General features: G+C 72.3%; 15 protein-coding genes. 7 read left to right on the top strand and 8 right to left on the bottom strand.

Going from position 1 to position 16,907, the window contains the following annotated elements:
- Nucleotides 1-129: 129 nt before the first annotated feature.
- Both E7744_RS01815 and E7744_RS01810 read right to left on the bottom strand, forming a co-directional pair.
- Nucleotides 130-1,014, bottom strand: coding sequence for a VOC family protein (locus tag E7744_RS01815; RefSeq protein ID WP_137772644.1), 885 nt, complete (start codon nt 1,012-1,014; stop codon nt 130-132).
- A gap of 64 nt (nt 1,015-1,078) precedes the next feature.
- Nucleotides 1,079-2,557: a 4-hydroxyphenylacetate 3-hydroxylase N-terminal domain-containing protein gene (locus E7744_RS01810; protein WP_137772643.1), complete on the bottom strand. Its 1,479-nt coding sequence runs from the start codon at nt 2,555-2,557 to the stop codon at nt 1,079-1,081.
- Nucleotides 2,558-2,746: 189 nt separating this feature from the next.
- On the opposite strand from E7744_RS01810, the gene E7744_RS01805 reads away from it, so the two are divergent.
- The gene (locus tag E7744_RS01805) at nt 2,747-3,439 is read left to right on the top strand and encodes a GntR family transcriptional regulator (RefSeq protein WP_137772642.1); all 693 of its coding nucleotides are present in this window, start codon (nt 2,747-2,749) and stop codon (nt 3,437-3,439) included.
- A gap of 58 nt (nt 3,440-3,497) precedes the next feature.
- Here the strand turns inward: E7744_RS01805 and E7744_RS01800 are convergent, their stop codons facing one another.
- Together E7744_RS01800 and E7744_RS01795 are read right to left on the bottom strand one after the other, a co-directional pair.
- The gene (locus tag E7744_RS01800; RefSeq protein WP_168199720.1) at nt 3,498-5,084 is read right to left on the bottom strand and encodes an FAD-binding oxidoreductase; all 1,587 of its coding nucleotides are present in this window, start codon (nt 5,082-5,084) and stop codon (nt 3,498-3,500) included.
- Nucleotides 5,085-5,198: 114 nt separating this feature from the next.
- Entirely contained in the window at nt 5,199-6,530 is a 1,332-nt protein-coding gene (locus E7744_RS01795) for an LLM class flavin-dependent oxidoreductase (RefSeq protein WP_137772640.1), read from the bottom strand.
- Between the two features lie 266 nt (nt 6,531-6,796).
- Between E7744_RS01795 and E7744_RS01790 the strand changes: the two genes are divergently transcribed.
- Nucleotides 6,797-7,708 carry a fumarylacetoacetate hydrolase family protein gene (locus E7744_RS01790; protein ID WP_137772639.1) on the top strand — a complete coding sequence of 304 codons (912 nt, stop codon included), beginning with the start codon at nt 6,797-6,799 and terminating at the stop codon, nt 7,706-7,708.
- Nucleotides 7,709-7,783: 75 nt separating this feature from the next.
- On the opposite strand, the gene pdxT is transcribed toward E7744_RS01790, so the two are convergent.
- The 3 genes from pdxT to E7744_RS01775 all read right to left on the bottom strand — a co-directional run bounded on the left by pdxT (nt 7,784) and on the right by E7744_RS01775 (nt 10,523).
- Nucleotides 7,784-8,467, bottom strand: coding sequence for a pyridoxal 5'-phosphate synthase glutaminase subunit PdxT (pdxT, locus tag E7744_RS01785; protein WP_137772638.1), 684 nt, complete (start codon nt 8,465-8,467; stop codon nt 7,784-7,786).
- Between the two features lie 103 nt (nt 8,468-8,570).
- On the bottom strand, nt 8,571-9,563 hold the full coding sequence (gene pdxS / locus E7744_RS01780) for a pyridoxal 5'-phosphate synthase lyase subunit PdxS (RefSeq protein ID WP_305764208.1): 993 nt from the start codon (nt 9,561-9,563) through the stop codon (nt 8,571-8,573).
- Between the two features lie 114 nt (nt 9,564-9,677).
- A complete protein-coding gene (locus E7744_RS01775; RefSeq protein WP_137772637.1) occupies nt 9,678-10,523 on the bottom strand; it encodes a CoA ester lyase in 846 nt (281 codons plus the stop codon).
- A gap of 83 nt (nt 10,524-10,606) precedes the next feature.
- On the opposite strand from E7744_RS01775, the gene E7744_RS01770 reads away from it, so the two are divergent.
- From E7744_RS01770 to E7744_RS01755, 4 genes are all read left to right on the top strand, one after another.
- A complete protein-coding gene (locus E7744_RS01770; RefSeq protein WP_137772636.1) occupies nt 10,607-11,095 on the top strand; it encodes a helix-turn-helix domain-containing protein in 489 nt (162 codons plus the stop codon).
- A gap of 370 nt (nt 11,096-11,465) precedes the next feature.
- Nucleotides 11,466-12,302: a hypothetical protein gene (locus E7744_RS01765; protein ID WP_137772635.1), complete on the top strand. Its 837-nt coding sequence runs from the start codon at nt 11,466-11,468 to the stop codon at nt 12,300-12,302.
- 104 nt (nt 12,303-12,406) lie between these two features.
- Nucleotides 12,407-13,624, top strand: a complete 1,218-nt coding sequence (locus tag E7744_RS01760) for a PLP-dependent aminotransferase family protein (RefSeq protein ID WP_246858506.1) — start codon at nt 12,407-12,409, stop codon at nt 13,622-13,624.
- Nucleotides 13,625-13,732: 108 nt separating this feature from the next.
- Nucleotides 13,733-14,341 carry a PadR family transcriptional regulator gene (locus E7744_RS01755; protein ID WP_137772634.1) on the top strand — a complete coding sequence of 203 codons (609 nt, stop codon included), beginning with the start codon at nt 13,733-13,735 and terminating at the stop codon, nt 14,339-14,341.
- A gap of 159 nt (nt 14,342-14,500) precedes the next feature.
- Here E7744_RS01755 and E7744_RS01750 read toward each other — a convergent pair whose 3' ends face one another.
- The gene (locus tag E7744_RS01750) at nt 14,501-15,874 is read right to left on the bottom strand and encodes an aminomethyltransferase family protein (protein ID WP_137772633.1); all 1,374 of its coding nucleotides are present in this window, start codon (nt 15,872-15,874) and stop codon (nt 14,501-14,503) included.
- Between the two features lie 247 nt (nt 15,875-16,121).
- On the opposite strand from E7744_RS01750, the gene E7744_RS01745 reads away from it, so the two are divergent.
- A complete protein-coding gene (locus E7744_RS01745; RefSeq protein WP_168199719.1) occupies nt 16,122-16,898 on the top strand; it encodes an IclR family transcriptional regulator in 777 nt (258 codons plus the stop codon).
- Nucleotides 16,899-16,907: the final 9 nt, after the last annotated feature.

Below are 16,907 nucleotides of genomic sequence, written 5' to 3'. Positions count from 1 at the left end.
CTTCCGGGCGCCGTGGTGGCACGGGGGTGGGGGGCCGTCGCCGGGGAGGGGTGCCCGGCGACGGCGGGATCAGGCTGAGCAGGTGGACACGCTCCACGGGACCGGGAGCGCATCGGAGGAGGGCCGCCGTCAGGCCGAGGTGAGGCGGCGGACGACCGGCGGGATGCCGAAGTCGCGGAAGTCCAGGGGACGGTAGTCGCTCCACATGTTCCACCAGTTGTCGTCGGCGCCCCAGATGACGGGCTCGCGGTTGTCGTCGTAGATCTGCTCGAGATCGGTGTACAACTCCACGACGGCGCCGGAATGCTCTACATAATAGGCCGCCACGTTGTGACCCGCGCCATGGCGGACGGGCCCCCAGATCAGCTCCCGGCCCACCCTGTTGAGCCGGTCCCCCAGCTTGGCCAGGTCGGCCACGGACTGGGTCTGCCACGCGTGGTGGTGGAACGTGCCCTTGCCCGGCAGCAACGCGATCCCGTGGTGGTCCGGGTTGCACCGCATGAAGTAGGCGTAGTCGTCGCCGATGACGTCCGAGAGCCGGAAGTCCAGCACCCGCTGCAGGAACTCCATCATCGACCGCGTGTTGCGCGGGTGGAAGTTGAGGTGGCCGTAGCGGTCCGGCCCGAAGCCCTGCTGCGCGGCCACGTCCGGCTGGCGGCCGATGGTGATCTCGAAGACGTAGTCCTCCGGGCCCACGAAGCTGAACCCGTCCTCCACCCCGGCCGTGCGCGGCGCGTCGCTGAGCACCTCCAGGTTCTCGTCCTCCACGCGGCGGCGGATGGTCCGCAGCGCGTCCCCGTCCCGGGCGACCAGCCCGAGGGAGTCCACGCCGTTGACGTCCGACTCGCGGTAGACGAGCTCGTGGTGCACGTCTGCGGCCGCCAGGTAGGCGGCGTCGCCCGTCTGCTCCGTGACACGCAATCCGAGCAGTTGGGTCGCGTCCCAGATGGAGGCGTCGAGATCCGTCGTCTGGATCCCCACGTGGCCCATCTCGCTGATCAGTCCCCAGGACATGTCTGTCTCCTCGATTCTCTTCTCGGCCGGGGGCGCACCGCGCCCCCGGCATGGCCGGTTGGGCTCAGTGGGCGACGGCGACGGGTCGGGCGACGGCGTCGGCGGCAGGGATGCCGGCGTCCTCGAACAGGGCCCGGTAGGCCCCGGTCTCGCCCTTGCCCTGCGCCTTGCGGTGGTCGAGGCCGCGGGCACGGCCCACGGATCCCAGGTAGAACCGCTCGTAGAGCTCGTTGCGGGAACCGAGGGCGGAACCGGCGAAGTCCCAGGCGGTGCGGAAGATCCGCGCCCGCTCGCGCGCCGAGATGCCCTGGGCCCCGGGCAGGTAGCGCTCCACCAGCGGACCCAGCCGCGGGTGGTCGAAGGCGGCCGCCGTGGGCGTGGCGAGCAGGTTGTGCGAGCCCAGGGTCTTGATGATGTCGTTCACCCGGGCCATCCACAGCGGCATCATGGTGCGCAGCGAGGAGATGTCGTCGTGGCAGAACCAGGCCCCGCCGCCCCAGTCCGAGGAGTTCACCTCGGCCGAGTGCACCACGGCCCGGGCGATGCGCAGGTAGGAGTAGATCTCCCCCAGCATCGCCGCGGTGTCCGGCGTGGCGTCGGTGCCGGTGGCCTTGGCCATCTGCACGCACAGGTCGTAGGCGAACTCCATCTTCACGCAGGCGCGGATGGCGGTCTGCTGCTGGGTGTTGCCGGTGGCCGTGCCGGCGTTGATCCGGTTGTAGACGTCCAGGTTGCCGTCGATGAAGACCCGGTGCCAGGGCACGAGCACGTCCTCGAAGATCACCACGGCGTCCTGCTCGTCGAAGCGCGCCGAGAAGGGGCGGTCCACCACGTCCATGTCCACGGCGTAGGGGTCACGGCACACGGACACCACGCCGGGGGTGTTGACCGGGATGGCGAACGAGATGGCGTACTCCTCGTTGCCGGGCCGGATCGGGGTGGCCGGGTAGACGTAGAGCTCGTCCGCGATCGGCCCCAGGGTGGCCAGCATCTTGGCGCCGCGGACGACCACGCCCTCGGGGGTGCGGTCCACCACCCGCAGGGTCAGGTCCTCGTTGACGCCCTCGAACTCGCCGGCGGACTTGTCGATGGCGGCGTGCACGATCGTGTGGGTCAGCGCCAGGTCACCGTCGATGACCTCGCGCTGGTAGGCGGCCAGGCGGTCGTGGAGCACGGGGTCCCCGTACTGCTCGAAGATGTCCCGGCGGGAGACGTGCCCGGCCAGCACCACGTTCACGTAGTCCGGGGTCCGCCCGAGCATGCCCACGGAGTACCTGGCCAGGCGGTCGAAGGCCACGTGGCGGCGCTCGATGTCCTCGGCGCCGCGCGGCAGCAGGTGCGAGACGTTCATCATCCCGCCGTGCGGGGACTCCATGAGCACCTCGTCCGCATGCACGTGCTGGTAGTCGAAGTAGCCGGCCATCCCCTCGACGGAGCGGGCCATGGCCGGGTGGGTGGTGATGTCGATCTGCTCGTCACCCAGCCACACCTCCCGGCCGTCGTCCAGGCCTGCCTTGTACTGGGCCCCGGTCCTCGCGGTCATCTCGTCTCCCGTCCATCCTCAGTGCATTTTGCGCTGAATAATATTTTCTGTTGCCACGAGTGTACGAGGTGGATGTGAGCCAGGCAATAGTCGCGGCCGAGCGGATCCGGAAGAATGCAATCCTGACGCGGGCGAAGCGGGTTAATTTTTTCGTCGCACATTTGCACGATTGCGCCCTAGACTGGCGGCATGGCCAAGCGAACCGATGCCGAGACGCTCTCCAAGCACATCCGCGATGAGCTGCGCACCAATATCCTGCGGGGGCAGTGGGCCCCCGGCGACCGCCTCCAGCTGAACCAGCTCTCCGAGCAGTTCAGCACCTCGTCCACGGTGGTCCGGGAGGCGCTGACCCGCCTGGCCGGTGATCGCCTGGTGGTGTTGAAGCCCAACCGGGGCTTCTTCGTCCCCACCGTGTCCCTGGACGAACTGCGGGACATCACCGAGCTGCGGTGCGTCAACGAGCAGTTCGCCGTCTCGCTGGCCATCGAGCGCGGGGACCTGAACTGGGAGGGCGAGTTGATGGCCGTCCACCACCGGATGGAGAGGACCCCCAGCCGCGACGCGGAGAACCTCCCCACCATCGAGTGGGCGGCCGCCCACCAGGCGTTCCACGCGCAGCTGCTGGCCGCCTGCGGCGTGCCCGTGCTGATCGACCTGACGAACACGCTCTCCGACCTCACGCAGCTGTACAACCGCTGGGCCACGAGCGCCACCAACTGGTCCGGCCGGGACCTCTCCGCCGAGCACCAGGCGATCCTCGACGCGGCCCTGGCGCGGGACGCCGAGACCACCTCCCGGCTGCTGGCCGAGCACTACCACGGCACGCTCGAGGCCATCACGAAGCTGGGCGTGGAAGTGGGCCTCCCGGCGACGACCGCCTGATCACCAGGCGGCCGCCGCCGGAAGGCCCACGATCCCGCGGACCTCTGGCCCGGAGGGTTCAGCCCTCCACGCGGTAGCGTGCCGGCCAGACCCCCTGCTTGCCCGGCGCGAGGATCCCGTTCGGATCGACGGCGTCCTTCAGGCGCTCCTGGAACCGGCGCGCGGCGTGGCCGTTGAAGTCGAAGCCGTCCGCGATCCGGTCCATGTAGTCCACGTGGCTGCGGTACGGGGCATACCCCCGGTCGCGGGCGGCGTCCAGCAGCCTGCCGTACAGCTCCCGGGCCCGGCCGAGCATCTCCTCGTTGCCGTTCTCGAAGTAGATCATGGTCACGTGCACCATGTGCCGCGGGTAGAGGTGGTAGCCGATGTACAGGTCGAAGCCGTACTCGGTGTACAGCTCCTTGACCTCCTGGTAGAAGTCCCAGACCTCCTCGCCACGTGCCGGCAGGATCGGGGCCGCGTCGATGTGCCCGCCGTCCTCGGCCAGGTAGTTGATGGTGCCCAGGGGCTTGAGCGTGGGCACGCCGGCCATCTGGGTGCGGTCGCCCTCGGCGATGTCCTCGTAGGCCACGCGGGCGCCCTCGGCCCCCTCGTACATCCGGGCGGTGACGGTGAAGCCCTCGAGCCCGGCGAAGCGCTCCCGGATGATCTCGAGCCGGCGCTCCGCCAGGCCCTTGTCCCCGTAGATGCCGAACTTCGCGTTCCACTGGCCGATCCCCAGCTCCTGGCGGATCTCCTCCAGCCGCTCCGGCGGGATCGAGCCCTCGCCCTGGTACCAGCGGGACCGGGGGCCGTTCATGGTGACCGCTCGCACCACGTTGCCGCACAGGGCGTTGTTCTGGATGACGTCCTCGCGGCGCAACTGGGTGAGGAGGTCGACCAGGACCGGCATGTCCTCCTCGCGCTCGACCGTCACCTCGCCGTTGACGTAGACCTCCGGCCAGGGCATGAGCCACAGCCCGATCCGGGTGACCACCCCGAGGTTCGACTGGGCGAACAGCCCGTCCAGGGTGGGGCCGAAGCCGCCCTGGAAGAGGGGCCCCAGGTCGGTGCCCTCCATGGCGCCCATGCCGGTGCGCAGCAGCTCCCCGTCCGGGAGGACGACCTCCATGCCGCAGATCTGCTTGGAATGATCACCCAGCGGCGTCATGCCATAGCCCCGGTCCAGGGCGTTGCCCAGCACGGAACCCCAGCCGAGGGCCGGGACGGACATCCACACCTCCAGGCCCCGCTCCTGGATGTACTCGTACAGGTCGAAGAACGTCACGCCCGGCTCGACGACGGCGTAGCACAGGCGGTCGTCGACCTCGAGGATGCGGTTCATCCGCCCCAGGTCCAGGGCGACCATCGACTCGCCCCGCGGCTCCGGCCCCCCGTAGCCGAGGTTCTTGCCCTTGGAGAACGTCCACAGGGCGGTGCCGGTCTCGTTGGCCAGGCGCACCAGCGCCTGCACCTGGGCGGTGTCGGCGGGACGCACGCCCGGCCAGGTGGACCGGCCGGGGACCAGCGGGTAGGGGTCCCGGTAGCCCTCCTCGGCCCCCGGGCGGATCACGTGCTCGGCGCCGACGATCTCCTCGGCGCGGCGCAGGAACTCCTCGCGCGCCCCCGGGGCCTCGGCCGCCCGCTCCACGGTCAGTTCAGTCATCTCCATACCTCTTCTCCAGGGACTGGTTCGGGCCGCCCACCGCGGTTCCTCCAGCGGTGGGCGGCCCGGCTTGGGGGCCCGCCCCGGCGTCGCGCCGGGGCGGGCGGGGCGGCCTCAGGCCGGCTGCAGCGACGGTGAGACCTCGGGCAGGCCGAGGTTCTCCCGGAACGTGGCGCCCTCGTACTCGCTGCGGAAGTACCCGCGGTCCTGCAGCTCGGGCACGAGCTTGTCGCAGATCAGCTTGAAACCCCCGGGGTTGAACGGGGAGTTCAGGTTGAAGCCGTCGCAGGCCTTGGACTCGAACCAGTCGACCATCCGGTCGGCGACCTGGGACGCGGTGCCGGCCATCCACTGGTGACCGGTGGACCGGGCGAGGTCCACGATCAGCTCGCGCAGGGTCATGCCCATCTCCACGGACTTCATCCGGTAAATCTTGTAGCGGCTGCCCAGGGAGTCGTCCTCGCGGAACCACTCGGCCGGGATGCGCTCGTCGTAATCCAGCTCGGACAGGTCCATGCGCAGGTCCGCACCGACCTGGGTGCGCCCGTTCTCCAGGTGCACGTGGCGGCCGAGCTCGTCGGCCAGCTCGCGCGCCTCGGCCTCGGTGTCCCCGAGGATGGGCAGGATGCCGGGGATGATCTTCACGTGGTCCGGGTGGCGCCCCTTGTCCTTGGCCATCCGCTTGAACGTGGCGTAGAACTCGATCGAGGGCTGCTTGTGGGGCTGGGCCGTGTAGATCATGTCCCCGATGGACGAGCCCAGCTCCATGCCCGGGCCCGAGGACCCGGCCTGGGCCAGCACGGGGTGGCGCTGCGGGCTGGTGGGCATGTTCAGCGGGCCCTGGACGCGGAAGAACTCGCCCTCGTGGTCGATCGGGTGCAGGCGGGTGCGGTCCAGGTACTCGCCCGAGGCGCGGTCCACGATCACGGCGCCGTCGTCCCAGGAGTCCCACAGCCGGCGCACCACGTCCACGAACTCGGTGGCGCGGCGGTAGCGGGTGGCCGGGTCCGGGGCCTGGTCCATGCCGAAGTTCTGGAAGCCGTCCGAGGAGGTCACGATGTTCCACCCGGCGCGGCCGTTGGACATGTGGTCGAGCCCGCAGAGCTGCCGGGCCACGTTGTAGGGCTCGGTGAAGGACGTGGAGATGGTGCCGACCAGGCCGATGTGCTGGGTGCGGGCGGCCAGGGCCGAGAGCACGGCGACGGGTTCGTAGAAGCCGTTCATCTTGATGTCCCCACGCAGCAGGGTGTTGGCGTGCACCACGTCCCCGAAGAACACGGCGTCCAGCTTGGCCGCCTCGGCCATCTGGGTGAGCTCGAGGACGAAGTCCAGGTTGCCGAGCTCCTCGGCCCGGCTCCCCTCCATCCGCCAGCTGTCCTTGTGGTATCCCGCGGGCAGCATGAAGGTCGTCAGGACCATGTGCTGAGCCGGCTTGGAAGTGCTCATCGGGGGTCGTCCTTTCCTAGACTCCGGGCCCTCCCCCGGTGACTCACGGGGGTCGGGGTGGCGCACGCGCCGCTGAGACGGCTGTCACGGACCAGCATGACGCACAGCACGGCATTTTTCCACCCCTTTCGCAATTAAGGCTGAAGAATATTTTCTTCTTGCACAGTGCAGGATCGCTGGATACGGTGTGTGACGATGCGCGCGGCACTCCGCCGCGACCGGCGGACCGATGGTGCGCCCCCTGGCCCGACCCTTGGGAGACCCTTGTGAACTACCTCAGCTTCGTGACCCCGGAAGGCACCCCGACATGGGGCGTCGCCTCGCAGGGAGTCGTCTACGACCTCGGCCCCACCGGCACCGGCCGCGCCGCCTCGTTGCACGACGCCGTGGCCGCCGGAGTCTTCGGCACCCTGGAGCCCTCCGCCCTGGCCGGTGCGCCCACCTACGCCGAGGCGGACATCTCCTACCTGCCATGCCTGACCACGCCCGGGAAGATCATCTGCATCGGCGTGAACTACCGGACGCACCAGGAGGAGTCCGGCAAGACCGGGCAGACGGCGCCCACGGTCTTCACCCGGTTCGCGGACACGCAGATGGGCCACCTGGCCCCGGCGATCAAGCCGGCCTCCACGGGCACGTTCGACTACGAAGGTGAGATGGCCCTGGTCATCGGCAAGGAGGCGTGGCACGTGGCCCCGGAGGACGCGTTCGACCACGTCGCCGGCTACGCCAACTACAACGACTTCTCCGTCCGCGACTGGCAGAAGGCCGCCAGCCAGTGGATCCCGGGCAAGAACTTCCCGGCCACCGGCGCCTTCGGCCCCTACCTGGTCCCGGCCGCGGACGTGGGCGACGTGCACGGACTGACCCTGGAGACCCGGGTCAACGGCGAGGTGCGCCAGCACGCCTCCGTGGCGGACCTCTACTTCGACATCCCGACCCTCATCAGCTACGTCACCGGGTTCACCCGGCTCCATCCCGGTGACGTCATCGTCACCGGCACCCCCGGCGGCGTCGGCCTGTTCTGGGGCGAGGACGGCCTGCTGGACGCGGGCGACGAGGTCGAGGTGGAGATCACCGGCCTGGGCGTGCTGCGCAACACGGTGCAGGACGAGGCCGACGCGGGCTCCACGCCCTCCCCGCTGGCCGCCCTGGGCGCGCTCGCGCAAGCCGGCTGAGACCGGCGACCCCCTGGCCGGCGGACGAGCACGGACCGGCCCGGAGCGGGGTGCCGGGCGAGGACCCGGCACCCCTCACGGCCGTGACGGGCCGACCAGCTCCCCCAGGAAGTACCGGTGGAAGGACCAGTCTCCGGTGACCTCGGGATGGAAGCTCGTGGCCAGCAGGTTGCCCTGGCGCACGGCCACGGGGACCTCGGCGCCCAGGCCCTCGCGCGGCACCCCGGCCTCGAGCCGCTCCGCCGGGACGGAGGCCAGCACCTCGACCTCCGGCCCGGCCGCCAGGACGGCGGGCGCGCGGATGAAGACGGCCTGCACCGGCTCGGCGGACACCGCCGGCACCTCGAGGTCCGTCTCGAAGGAGTCGACCTGCGAGCCGAAGGCGTTGCGCTGGACCGTGACGTCCAGGCCGCCCAGGGACTGCTGGCCGGTGATCGGGTTGGCGATCCGGTCCGCGAGCATGATCATCCCGGCGCACGTGCCGTAGACGGGCAGGCCGCCGTCGATCGCGTCCCGCACCGCCGGGGCCAGGCCCAGCAGCCGGGAGAGCTTGTCCATCACCGAGGACTCGCCGCCCGGGATGACCAGGCCGTCCAGCCCGGCCAGGTCCCCGGCCGAGCGCACCGGGGACACGCGGGCCCCCAGCTCGGTCAGCACGCGGACGTGCTCGCGCACGTCCCCCTGGAGGGCGAAGACCCCGACGGCGGGAGCCGCCCCCGCGAGGCCCGGCTCCGTGGCGGGGCTCCGGCCGGCGCTCACGCCCGCCCTCCCCCGTGGTGACTTTGCGGGCAGTATCGACCGGTGGGTTCTGCCCGCAAAGTCACCTGGAGGGCGTCGTCGGGACGGGTCCCGACGGCGGGGCTCACCACCCGCGTTCGGCCAGGCGGTGCGGGGCGGGCAGGTCGGCGACGTTGATGCCGACCATGGCCTCGCCCAGGCCGCGCGAAGCGTCGGCGACGGCGGCGGCGTCGGTGTACTGGGCCGTGGCGCGCACGATCGCGGCGGCACGGGCCTCGGGGTTGCCGGACTTGAAGATGCCGGAGCCCACGAACACGCCGTCGGCGCCGAGCTGCATCATCAGGGCCGCGTCGGCCGGGGTGGCCACGCCGCCGGCGGTGAAGAGCACCACGGGCAGCTTGCCCTCGCGGGCGACCTCGGCCACGAGCTCGTACGGGGCCTGCAGCTCCTTGGCGGCCACGTAGAGCTCGTCCTTGGACAGCGCGGACAGCTTGGCGATCTCGCCGCGGATGGTGCGGATGTGCTTGACGGCCTCGGAGACGTCACCGGTGCCGGCCTCGCCCTTGGAGCGGATCATGGCCGCGCCCTCGGTGATGCGGCGCAGGGCCTCGCCGAGGTTGGTGGCGCCGCAGACGAAGGGGACGGTGAAGTCCCACTTGTCGATGTGGTTCACGTAGTCGGCCGGGGACAGGACCTCGGACTCGTCGATGTAGTCGACCTTGAGCGCCTCGAGGACCTGGGCCTCCACGAAGTGGCCGATCCGGGCCTTGGCCATGACGGGGATGGACACGGCGTCCACGATCTGGTCGATCAGGTCCGGGTCGGACATGCGGGCCACGCCGCCCTGGGCGCGGATGTCAGCGGGCACGCGCTCGAGGGCCATCACGGCCACGGCACCGGCGTCCTCGGCGATCCTCGCCTGCTCGGCGGTGACGACGTCCATGATCACGCCGCCCTTGAGCATGTCGGCCAGGCCGCGCTTGACGCGGGCCGTGCCGGTGCGCGGCGAGCCCTGGCCGGAGTCCTGGATGGAGCCGGGCTCGTGGGTCTCGGAGCCGGCGATCGAGGAGGCGGTGACGTCCTGGGTGGCGGACGTCCCTGCGGTGGTGCTGGTCATGGGTGTTCCTTTCACGAATCCGCCACCCGCGTGGGGGACGTCACGTCGGTATGGCTGGGGAGAAATCTACCGTCCCCGCACGCATGCCCGGGAACCGGTGTCCGGGCGTGACGGTCAGGCGTTCCAGAGGCCGTAGGAATCGGCCAGGTCGGCGATCTTCTGGGCACGGGCCAGACGCGGCAGGTAGGAGCCGTCGCCCACGGACGCCCCGGCCCGGTGCGCCTGCAGCATGTCCACGGCCCAGGCGACCTCGTCCTCGGACGGGGACAGGGCCCGGTTGATGGAGTCCACCTGGGCGCGGTTGAGGCACAGCCGCCCGGTCATGCCCATCGAGGCGGTGACCCGGGAGGTCTCCACCACGGCGGCCTCGTCGTCCGCGGCGGCCGGCGGCCCGTCGATCGCCCCGGGCAGCTTGCCCACGCGCGAGGCGATGACGAGCCGGGAGCGCGCATAGGCCATGGCCATGGGGTCGTCGGAGACGCCGGTGTCCTTGCGGAAGTCGTTGGTGCCGAACGCGAGGCGGAAGGTGCCCGGGGCGCGGGCCACCGCGGTCGCGTTCTCCAGGCCCAGCGCCGACTCGATGAGCGCGATCACCGGCGTGCCGGCCCGCAGCCGCATGGCGGTCAGGGTGACCTGCTCGGGTTCCTCGGCCAGCGCGAGCATCACCCCGCGCAGCCCGGTGGCCCCGGACAGCGCCTCGAGGTCCCGCTGCCAGTCCTCGGTGTCGATCGCGTTGATCCGGACCCAGGCATCCATGCCGCCGTTGAGCGCCTCGACCACGGACTGCCGCGCGGCGTCCTTCTGGTCCTGGGGCACGGCCGCCTCGAGGTCGAACAGGACCGAGTCCGCCTCCGAGGCCAGGCCCGGGGCGAAGTCCTCCGGGTGGGCCGCGTTCACCAGCAGCCAGGACCGGCTCAGCTTGGCGGGCAGGGCGGCAGCACGGCGGTTACGCAGGGGCATGCCCCCAGCCTACCGCCGCCGCCCCCGGCGGGACGGCGCCGCGGGACGGCACCGCGGGACCGGCCACGGGTAGGGTTCGGCCCATGGCCGATGACATCCCCGTGCTGTCCCGCAGCACCACCCACGGTCCCCTGCCCGCCGGCGAGCTCGCGGTGCTCGGCCGCCTCGGCGGGTTGGGCGCGCCGCACGGCCCGACGCCGGACGCCACCGTCGTGCTGGACGGCACCACCGTGCGCCTCGGCCCGGCGGCCACGACCGCGGTGCTGGACCTCCTCGGCCGGCTCGCCGGCGGCGCGGTGGTGACGGTCGCGGAGCAGAACCGCTGGCTGAACACCTCGCAGGCGGCCCGGCTGGCCGGGGTGTCCAACACCTACCTGCGCCAGTTGGCCGACCGGGGCGAGATCCCGGTGACCTACCGGGGCACGCACCGCCGGATCCACCCCGAGGACGTGCTCGCGTGGGTGCGCCGGCGCGAGGAGGCCCGCGCGCAGGAGGAGCGGGCGCGGGACTCGCGGTCAGCCTCGGGCGATGGCGCCCACCCTGCCCCTGCCCCCTCCTTTGACGAGGGCTGACGCTGCGTCCCGCCGGCATGAGAGCGAGGTCACCGATTTAACCCGCCGTTCACGCTTGGCAGGAGAGCCATACCGTGCCAGTATTGATTGATGTCAAAAGTTTCCGACCGCTCCTGAGCCGGTCGGTGCAGAGTCTGGCGTGAAGGCCGGTCACCTCATTCCCCCCTCCGAGGACCGGATGGCCGCCAGACCGGCCGGGGCCCACCCCGTTCTTGGGCCCCGGCCACTTTCTTCCCCGCCGCACGGTGACCTGCGGCGTCGTCCGCGCCGTGACCCGGCGGCCGACGGGCTCCGGAGTACGATGGTGCCGACCTCGCGCGGCCGGCCCCGGACGGCGCCCGCCGCACGCCCGCCGTCCCCCAGGAGTTCCATGACCGCGCGACGCCGCCCGGACCGCACGTCACCCCGCGCGCCCGGCACCCCGTCGCGAGCCGGCCGGCCCTCCGCCGGGCACCGTCCCCCCGGCACCGCCGCGAGCCCCGTCACGGCCACCGCGCGCCGCGCGGCCCTCGCGCTGGGAGGCGCCGCGGCCGCCGTCGTGCTCGCCGGCTGCTCGCTGCTGCCCGGGAACGGCACCTCCCAGGACCAGGGGGACGATCCGCTGCCGAGGACCTCCGCCGAGGGCTTCGTGGAGCTGCCGCTGTACTTCGTGGCGCTCAACGGGGACTTCCCGCCCGGCACGACCGGCCGGGACGTGGCGTGCGGTGACCTGCTCGTGCGGGTGACCACCGTGCCGGTGAGGACGGAGGACCCGGTGGCCTCCGCCATCGACTTCCTGCTGGACGACGAACAGTACGAGCACGGGGACCCTGCCGTGACGAACTCCCTCGACCCCTCCGAGGACGGGCTGCGGTTCGTCTCCTCGCGCGTGGAGGGCGACCGCGTGACGCTCGAGCTGACCGGGGACGTGGTGAGCCGCAGCCAGTGCGAGTCCTACCGACTGCGGGCCCAGCTCAACCGCACCGCCGCGGCCGCCGCCGGCGTGCCGGACGCGGAGGTCCTGGTGGACGGCGTCCGGATCGAGGACCTCCTCGGCCTGTCCCCGCTGGAGCTCGGGGAGAAGATCACCACCCCGGGCGGCGAGCCCTCCCCCGCGGCGAGCGCCGGGTCCTCCGCAGGCGCCGAGGGCACGGGCACCGATCCGCTCGTGGAGATCGGTGATCCCGACCAGGCGGACCAGACCGACCAGGCCGCCGGCCAGGGCTGACCCGCCGCGGCCTCCGCGCCGCGCCTCCCCGAGCTCCCGCCCCCGCGCCCCGGCCCCAGCGACACCCCTTCTCCCTCCGTCGCCCCGTTGCTAGCCTCGGAGCCGTGGCCGAGCCCTCAGCATTCCTTTCGGACCGCGCCCGCGGCGTGCGGCAGTCGGCGGTCCGGGACGTCTTCGACCTGGCCATGACCCCCGGCGTCGTCTCCCTCGCCGGCGGGAACCCGTGGCTGGACGACCTGCCGCTGGAGGACCTGGGCCGCGTGGCCGAGGGGCTCGTGGCCCGGCAGGGGCACCTGAGCCTGCAGTACGGTGCCGGCCAGGGCACTCCCGAGCTGCGCGACGCCGCCTGCACCGTCATGGCCGCGGACGGGATCGAGGGGGCGGACCCGGACCTCGTCGTCGTCACGCCGGGCTCGCAGGCCGGGATCGACACCGCGGCGCGCCTGCTCGGGAACCCGGGCGACGCCGTCGTGGTGGAGGATCCCACCTTCGTGGGCGCGCTGAACACCTTCAACACGTGGCAGCTGGACGCGGTCACCACCCCGACCGACGAGGAGGGCCTCATCCCGGCCTTCCTGCGCCGGACCCTGCAGCGGCTGCGGGCCGAGGGCCGGCGCGTGGCGTTCCTCTACACGATCCCGTCCTACGCGAACCCCTCCGGGGCCCTCATGCCGGCCGAGCGCCGGGACGAGGTGGCGCGGATCTGCCGCGAGGAGGGCGTGCTGATCGTGGAGGACAACCCCTATGGCCAGCTCGGCTTCGACGACGCCCCCGTCCCGCCGATCGCCGCCGCCCATCGGGACCAGGTGCTCTACCTGGGGACCGTGTCCAAGATCTTCGCCCCCGGGGTGCGCATCGGCTGGGCCCTGGTCCCCCCGGTCCTGCTGCGCGAGTTCTACCTGTGCGCCGAGTCCGCGTACATCTGCCCGCCGGTGCCCAGCCAGATGCTGGCCACCGCCTTCCTCACCCGCTTCGACTGGCAGGGCCACGTGGCCCGGTGCGCCGCCGAGTACGCCCGCCGCTGTGATGCGCTGGTGGAGGAGCTCGAGGCGCGGCTGGACCCGCGCGTGCTCGTCACCCGGCCCGCCGGCGGGTTCTTCGTCTGGGCGCGGATGCCGGACGGCGTGGACACCGCGCCCCTGATGCACGCGGCCGCCGCGGAGGGCGTGGTCTTCGTGCCCGGGGCCGCCTTCACCCCCGACGGCGGCCCGGACCCGCACTTCCGCCTCGCCTTCTCCTTCGTGGCCCCGGAGGTGCTGCGCGAGGGGGTGCGCCGGCTCGCCCCCGTGCTCAACGCCGCGGTGTCGGGCCGGCCCGGCTGATCCCGGCGGCCCGTCCCGGAGCCCCGCGAATCCCCTATGGGGATAGTGCCTGGGAGGTGGAAGCCGTTACAGTGGACGGGACCAGTCGCCCCGCGGGAAGGATGCGCCATGTCCCTGCGCAACGCGCTCCTGGCGCTGCTGATGGTGGAGCCGATGACCGGCTACGACCTCGCCAAGCGCTTCGGCTCCTCGGTGGGCAACGTCTGGCACGCCCCCGACTCGCAGATCTACCCCGAGCTGCGCCGCATGGCCCAGGACGGGCTGCTGGAGGCCGAGGAGGTCCCGTTCGGGCGCAAGGGGCGCAAGATCGCCTACTCCATCACGGAGGCCGGCCGCCAGTCCTTCCGCGAGTGGATGGACTCGGACCTGCAGTGGGCCCGGGACCGCGACCCCATGCACCTGCGCGCCGCCTACTTCGAGTACGCCTCGCCGCAGCGCGCCCGCGAGCAGCTCCTGGCCTACCGGGAGCACACCCGGCAGATCCAGGCGGCCTGGCAGCAGCAGATCGACGAGATCGACGCCGGCACCTCCGCCCCCCTGGCCCGCCGCCTCTCGACCGTGCCGGAGGCCGAGCACCACCGCACCGCGGCGTTCAAGCGCTTCACCTACGAGGGCCTCGTGGCCCGCGCCGAGGCGGAGATCGCCTGGGCCGACCGCGGGCTGCAGCTGCTCGCGGAGCTCTACCCCGAGCAGCTCTCGGCCGGCAGCCCCGCCTGAGCGCCGGGCGGATCATCCCCCCGAGGCCTCTCCGGCGCCACCCCGGCCGTCCGGCTCCGGAGGACACGTCACCCCCGGGACCACCCCGGACGCGTCGCCTGGCCCCGGACGGCCGCCGCCCGCCCGGACCACGTCCGGACGGGCGGCGGCCGGCAGTGATCAGGCGTAGGCGTCCTGCCGGTACGTGGTGCGCGCGTACTCCTGGTACGGCGCCGGGGCCACGGTGGCACGGATGCGCACCTGGCGGTGGTTGCGGTCCACCTGCGGCTTGGCGGAGACCGGGTCCTCGCCCCACACCACCTCCACCACGGTGCCCTCGGGGACGTCCTGGTCCACGGTGGCCAGGGACATGTACAGCTGCGGCTGGGCCACGTAGCCGGCGTCGGTGGAGATGCCCACGCGGCGGCCGTCCAGCAGGACCTCGTCCATCTGGTAGAAGCCGTAGCGGGCCTTGGGGAAGTCCAGGTACTTGGCCGGGGTGCCCGCCTCCACCTGCGAGCGCACGACGGCGGCCACGTCCTCCGCGTGCCAGATGAGGGTCACCTTGCGCCGGGACTGGTTCGCCGCGTGCCGCTCGAGCGCCTCGCGGCCGTGGAAGTCGTGGTCGAACCGCACGGACCGCCCCAGGCCGAAGTCGAAGGGGGTGGCGTAGTAGTCCTCCACGTCGGTCGAGTACAGCGAGCCGCCGATCGACCCCGCCCGGGCGGCCGGCAGCCACTCCCGGTACTCGGCGAGGTCCTCCCCGAAGATGGCGGGGAACGGCGTGGGGATCCATCCCGACTCCAGCGGCGAGGAGGAGTACGCCTTGGCGCCGACCTCCCGGATGCCGAACGCGCGGCCGGCCTCGAGGATGGCGGAGTGCACGGCCTCGTGGTCGGCCCACGGCCCGTAGAACTCGAAGCCGGGCTGGCCGGCCATGCCGTGCCGCAGGGCCTTGACGTTCCGCCCCGCCACCGTGACGTCCGCGATGTGGAAGAACTTCACCTCCGGGATGGGACCGCCGAAGACCTTCTCCATGACCCGGTTCGCCTCCGGGCCCTGGAGCTCGTAGCGGTAGAAGGTCGGCGGGCCCTGCCGCATGGTCGAGTTCGGGTCCAGCCGCTGGTGGACGTCCCGGCCCGCGGCCTGGGCCTTCTCCACGTTGAAGCGGACCCAGTCGATGAGGATGTGGTGGCCCACGAGCACGAGCCCCTCGGGGCCCTCCTCGTTGTAGAAGAGGATGCCGTCCCCGATGAGGTAGCCGTCCTGGTTGACGGAGATCAGCTGCTTGGCCACGCCGGGGCGGAAGGTGGCGAACGTGTTCGGGGAGATGGACTCGAGCAGCGGGATGAGGTCCGCGCCGCCGAGGAAGAGCTGGGTCATGTGGTGCGACTGGTCCATCAGCGCCACCGTCTCGTGCCACGCCCGCTGTTCGTCCCGCCAGTTCGTGAACTCCGGGCGGATGGGGAACGTGATGGACGGCCAGTCCTGGTTGCGCAGGAACTCGACGGGGTTCCCGACGCGGTCGATGGCCTGGGCGAGGGTCTCCGGCATGGTGTCTGCTCCTGGGTGCTGGGGATGGGGGTGGGTGTGGGGAGGGGCGAGGGGGCGGGGGTCGAGGCCGCACGGGATGCGAGGCCGGGCCCCGCGGTCGGCCACTGGTGCGGCCAGCGTAGGGTCGGCCACACTGGGACGGGAGGGTGGCTTTCGCATCATGCGAAAGCCGGCGCCCCGGTACTGCCGGCAGGACGGGCGCGGCAGGGGCACGGCAGGCCCGGACGGGGCACGCGGAGGAGGGACCATGGCGAGGTCATCGGAGGGACGGTCGTCCCTCAGCCGGGCGGTGGACGTGCTGGACGCCTTCGACTCCGCCAGCGTGCACCTGACGGTCTCCGCGGTGGCGGCCCGCACGGGGATGCCGCTGTCGAGCACGCACGGGCTGCTGGCCGAGCTCGAGCGCCTGGGGCTCGTGGAGCGCTCCCCGGACCGGACCTACCAGCTCGGCGTCCGGCTCTGGGAGTGGGCGGCCCGCACCCCGGGCGCCGCCGGACTGCGCTCGGCGGCCCGGCCGCACCTCCAGCACGTCCATCACCTGGTGCGCCAGCACGTCCAGCTCGGCGTGCTGCGGGGCACGGACGTCGTCTTCGTCGAGCGACTCTCCGCGCCGGACGCGGTGGTGAACTACACGATGATCGGCGGCCGCACCCCGGCCCTGCTCTCCTCCTCCGGGCTGGCGCAGGTCGCCTTCCTCGCGGCCGAGGACCGGGACGCCGTCGTGGACGGCGCGCGGCGGCAGGGGCAGCTGCCCGCGCCGCTGGCCGATCCCGGGGTCCTGCGGCGCCGGCTCGCGGCGATCCGCCGGGAGGGTCACGTGGTGACGGACGGCTACGTCCACCCGGCCGCGCGCGGGGTCGCGGTGCCGCTGCTCGGGGCACGCGGGGAGGTCCTGGGCGCGGTCTCGGTGGTGGTGCCCAACGACGACGCCCCGGCCCGCCCGCTCGTCAACGTCCTGCGCGCCGCGGCGGCCCGGATCGTCCGCGACCTGGCGGCAGCCCAGCGCCCGACGCCGGCCGGCTGAGTCCCGCGC

Source organism: Citricoccus sp. SGAir0253 (assembly GCF_005877055.1).
Classification (GTDB): Bacteria; Actinomycetota; Actinomycetes; order Actinomycetales; family Micrococcaceae; genus Citricoccus.
Note: the sequence above shows the minus strand (reverse complement) of the source record. Positions and strands in the feature narration are given on the sequence as shown.

Coding starts and splice junctions, on each gene's coding strand:
- E7744_RS01815 (WP_137772644.1), bottom strand. CDS start 1,014: ATGTCCTGGGGACTGATCAGCGAGATGGGCCACGTGGGGATCCAGACG.
- E7744_RS01810 (WP_137772643.1), bottom strand. CDS start 2,557: ATGACCGCGAGGACCGGGGCCCAGTACAAGGCAGGCCTGGACGACGGC.
- E7744_RS01805 (WP_137772642.1), top strand. CDS start 2,747: ATGGCCAAGCGAACCGATGCCGAGACGCTCTCCAAGCACATCCGCGAT.
- E7744_RS01800 (WP_168199720.1), bottom strand. CDS start 5,084: ATGACTGAACTGACCGTGGAGCGGGCGGCCGAGGCCCCGGGGGCGCGC.
- E7744_RS01795 (WP_137772640.1), bottom strand. CDS start 6,530: ATGAGCACTTCCAAGCCGGCTCAGCACATGGTCCTGACGACCTTCATG.
- pdxS (WP_305764208.1), bottom strand. CDS start 9,563: ATGACCAGCACCACCGCAGGGACGTCCGCCACCCAGGACGTCACCGCC.
- E7744_RS01775 (WP_137772637.1), bottom strand. CDS start 10,523: ATGCCCCTGCGTAACCGCCGTGCTGCCGCCCTGCCCGCCAAGCTGAGC.
- E7744_RS01770 (WP_137772636.1), top strand. CDS start 10,607: ATGGCCGATGACATCCCCGTGCTGTCCCGCAGCACCACCCACGGTCCC.
- E7744_RS01765 (WP_137772635.1), top strand. CDS start 11,466: ATGACCGCGCGACGCCGCCCGGACCGCACGTCACCCCGCGCGCCCGGC.
- E7744_RS01755 (WP_137772634.1), top strand. CDS start 13,733: ATGTCCCTGCGCAACGCGCTCCTGGCGCTGCTGATGGTGGAGCCGATG.
- E7744_RS01750 (WP_137772633.1), bottom strand. CDS start 15,874: ATGCCGGAGACCCTCGCCCAGGCCATCGACCGCGTCGGGAACCCCGTC.
- E7744_RS01745 (WP_168199719.1), top strand. CDS start 16,122: ATGGCGAGGTCATCGGAGGGACGGTCGTCCCTCAGCCGGGCGGTGGAC.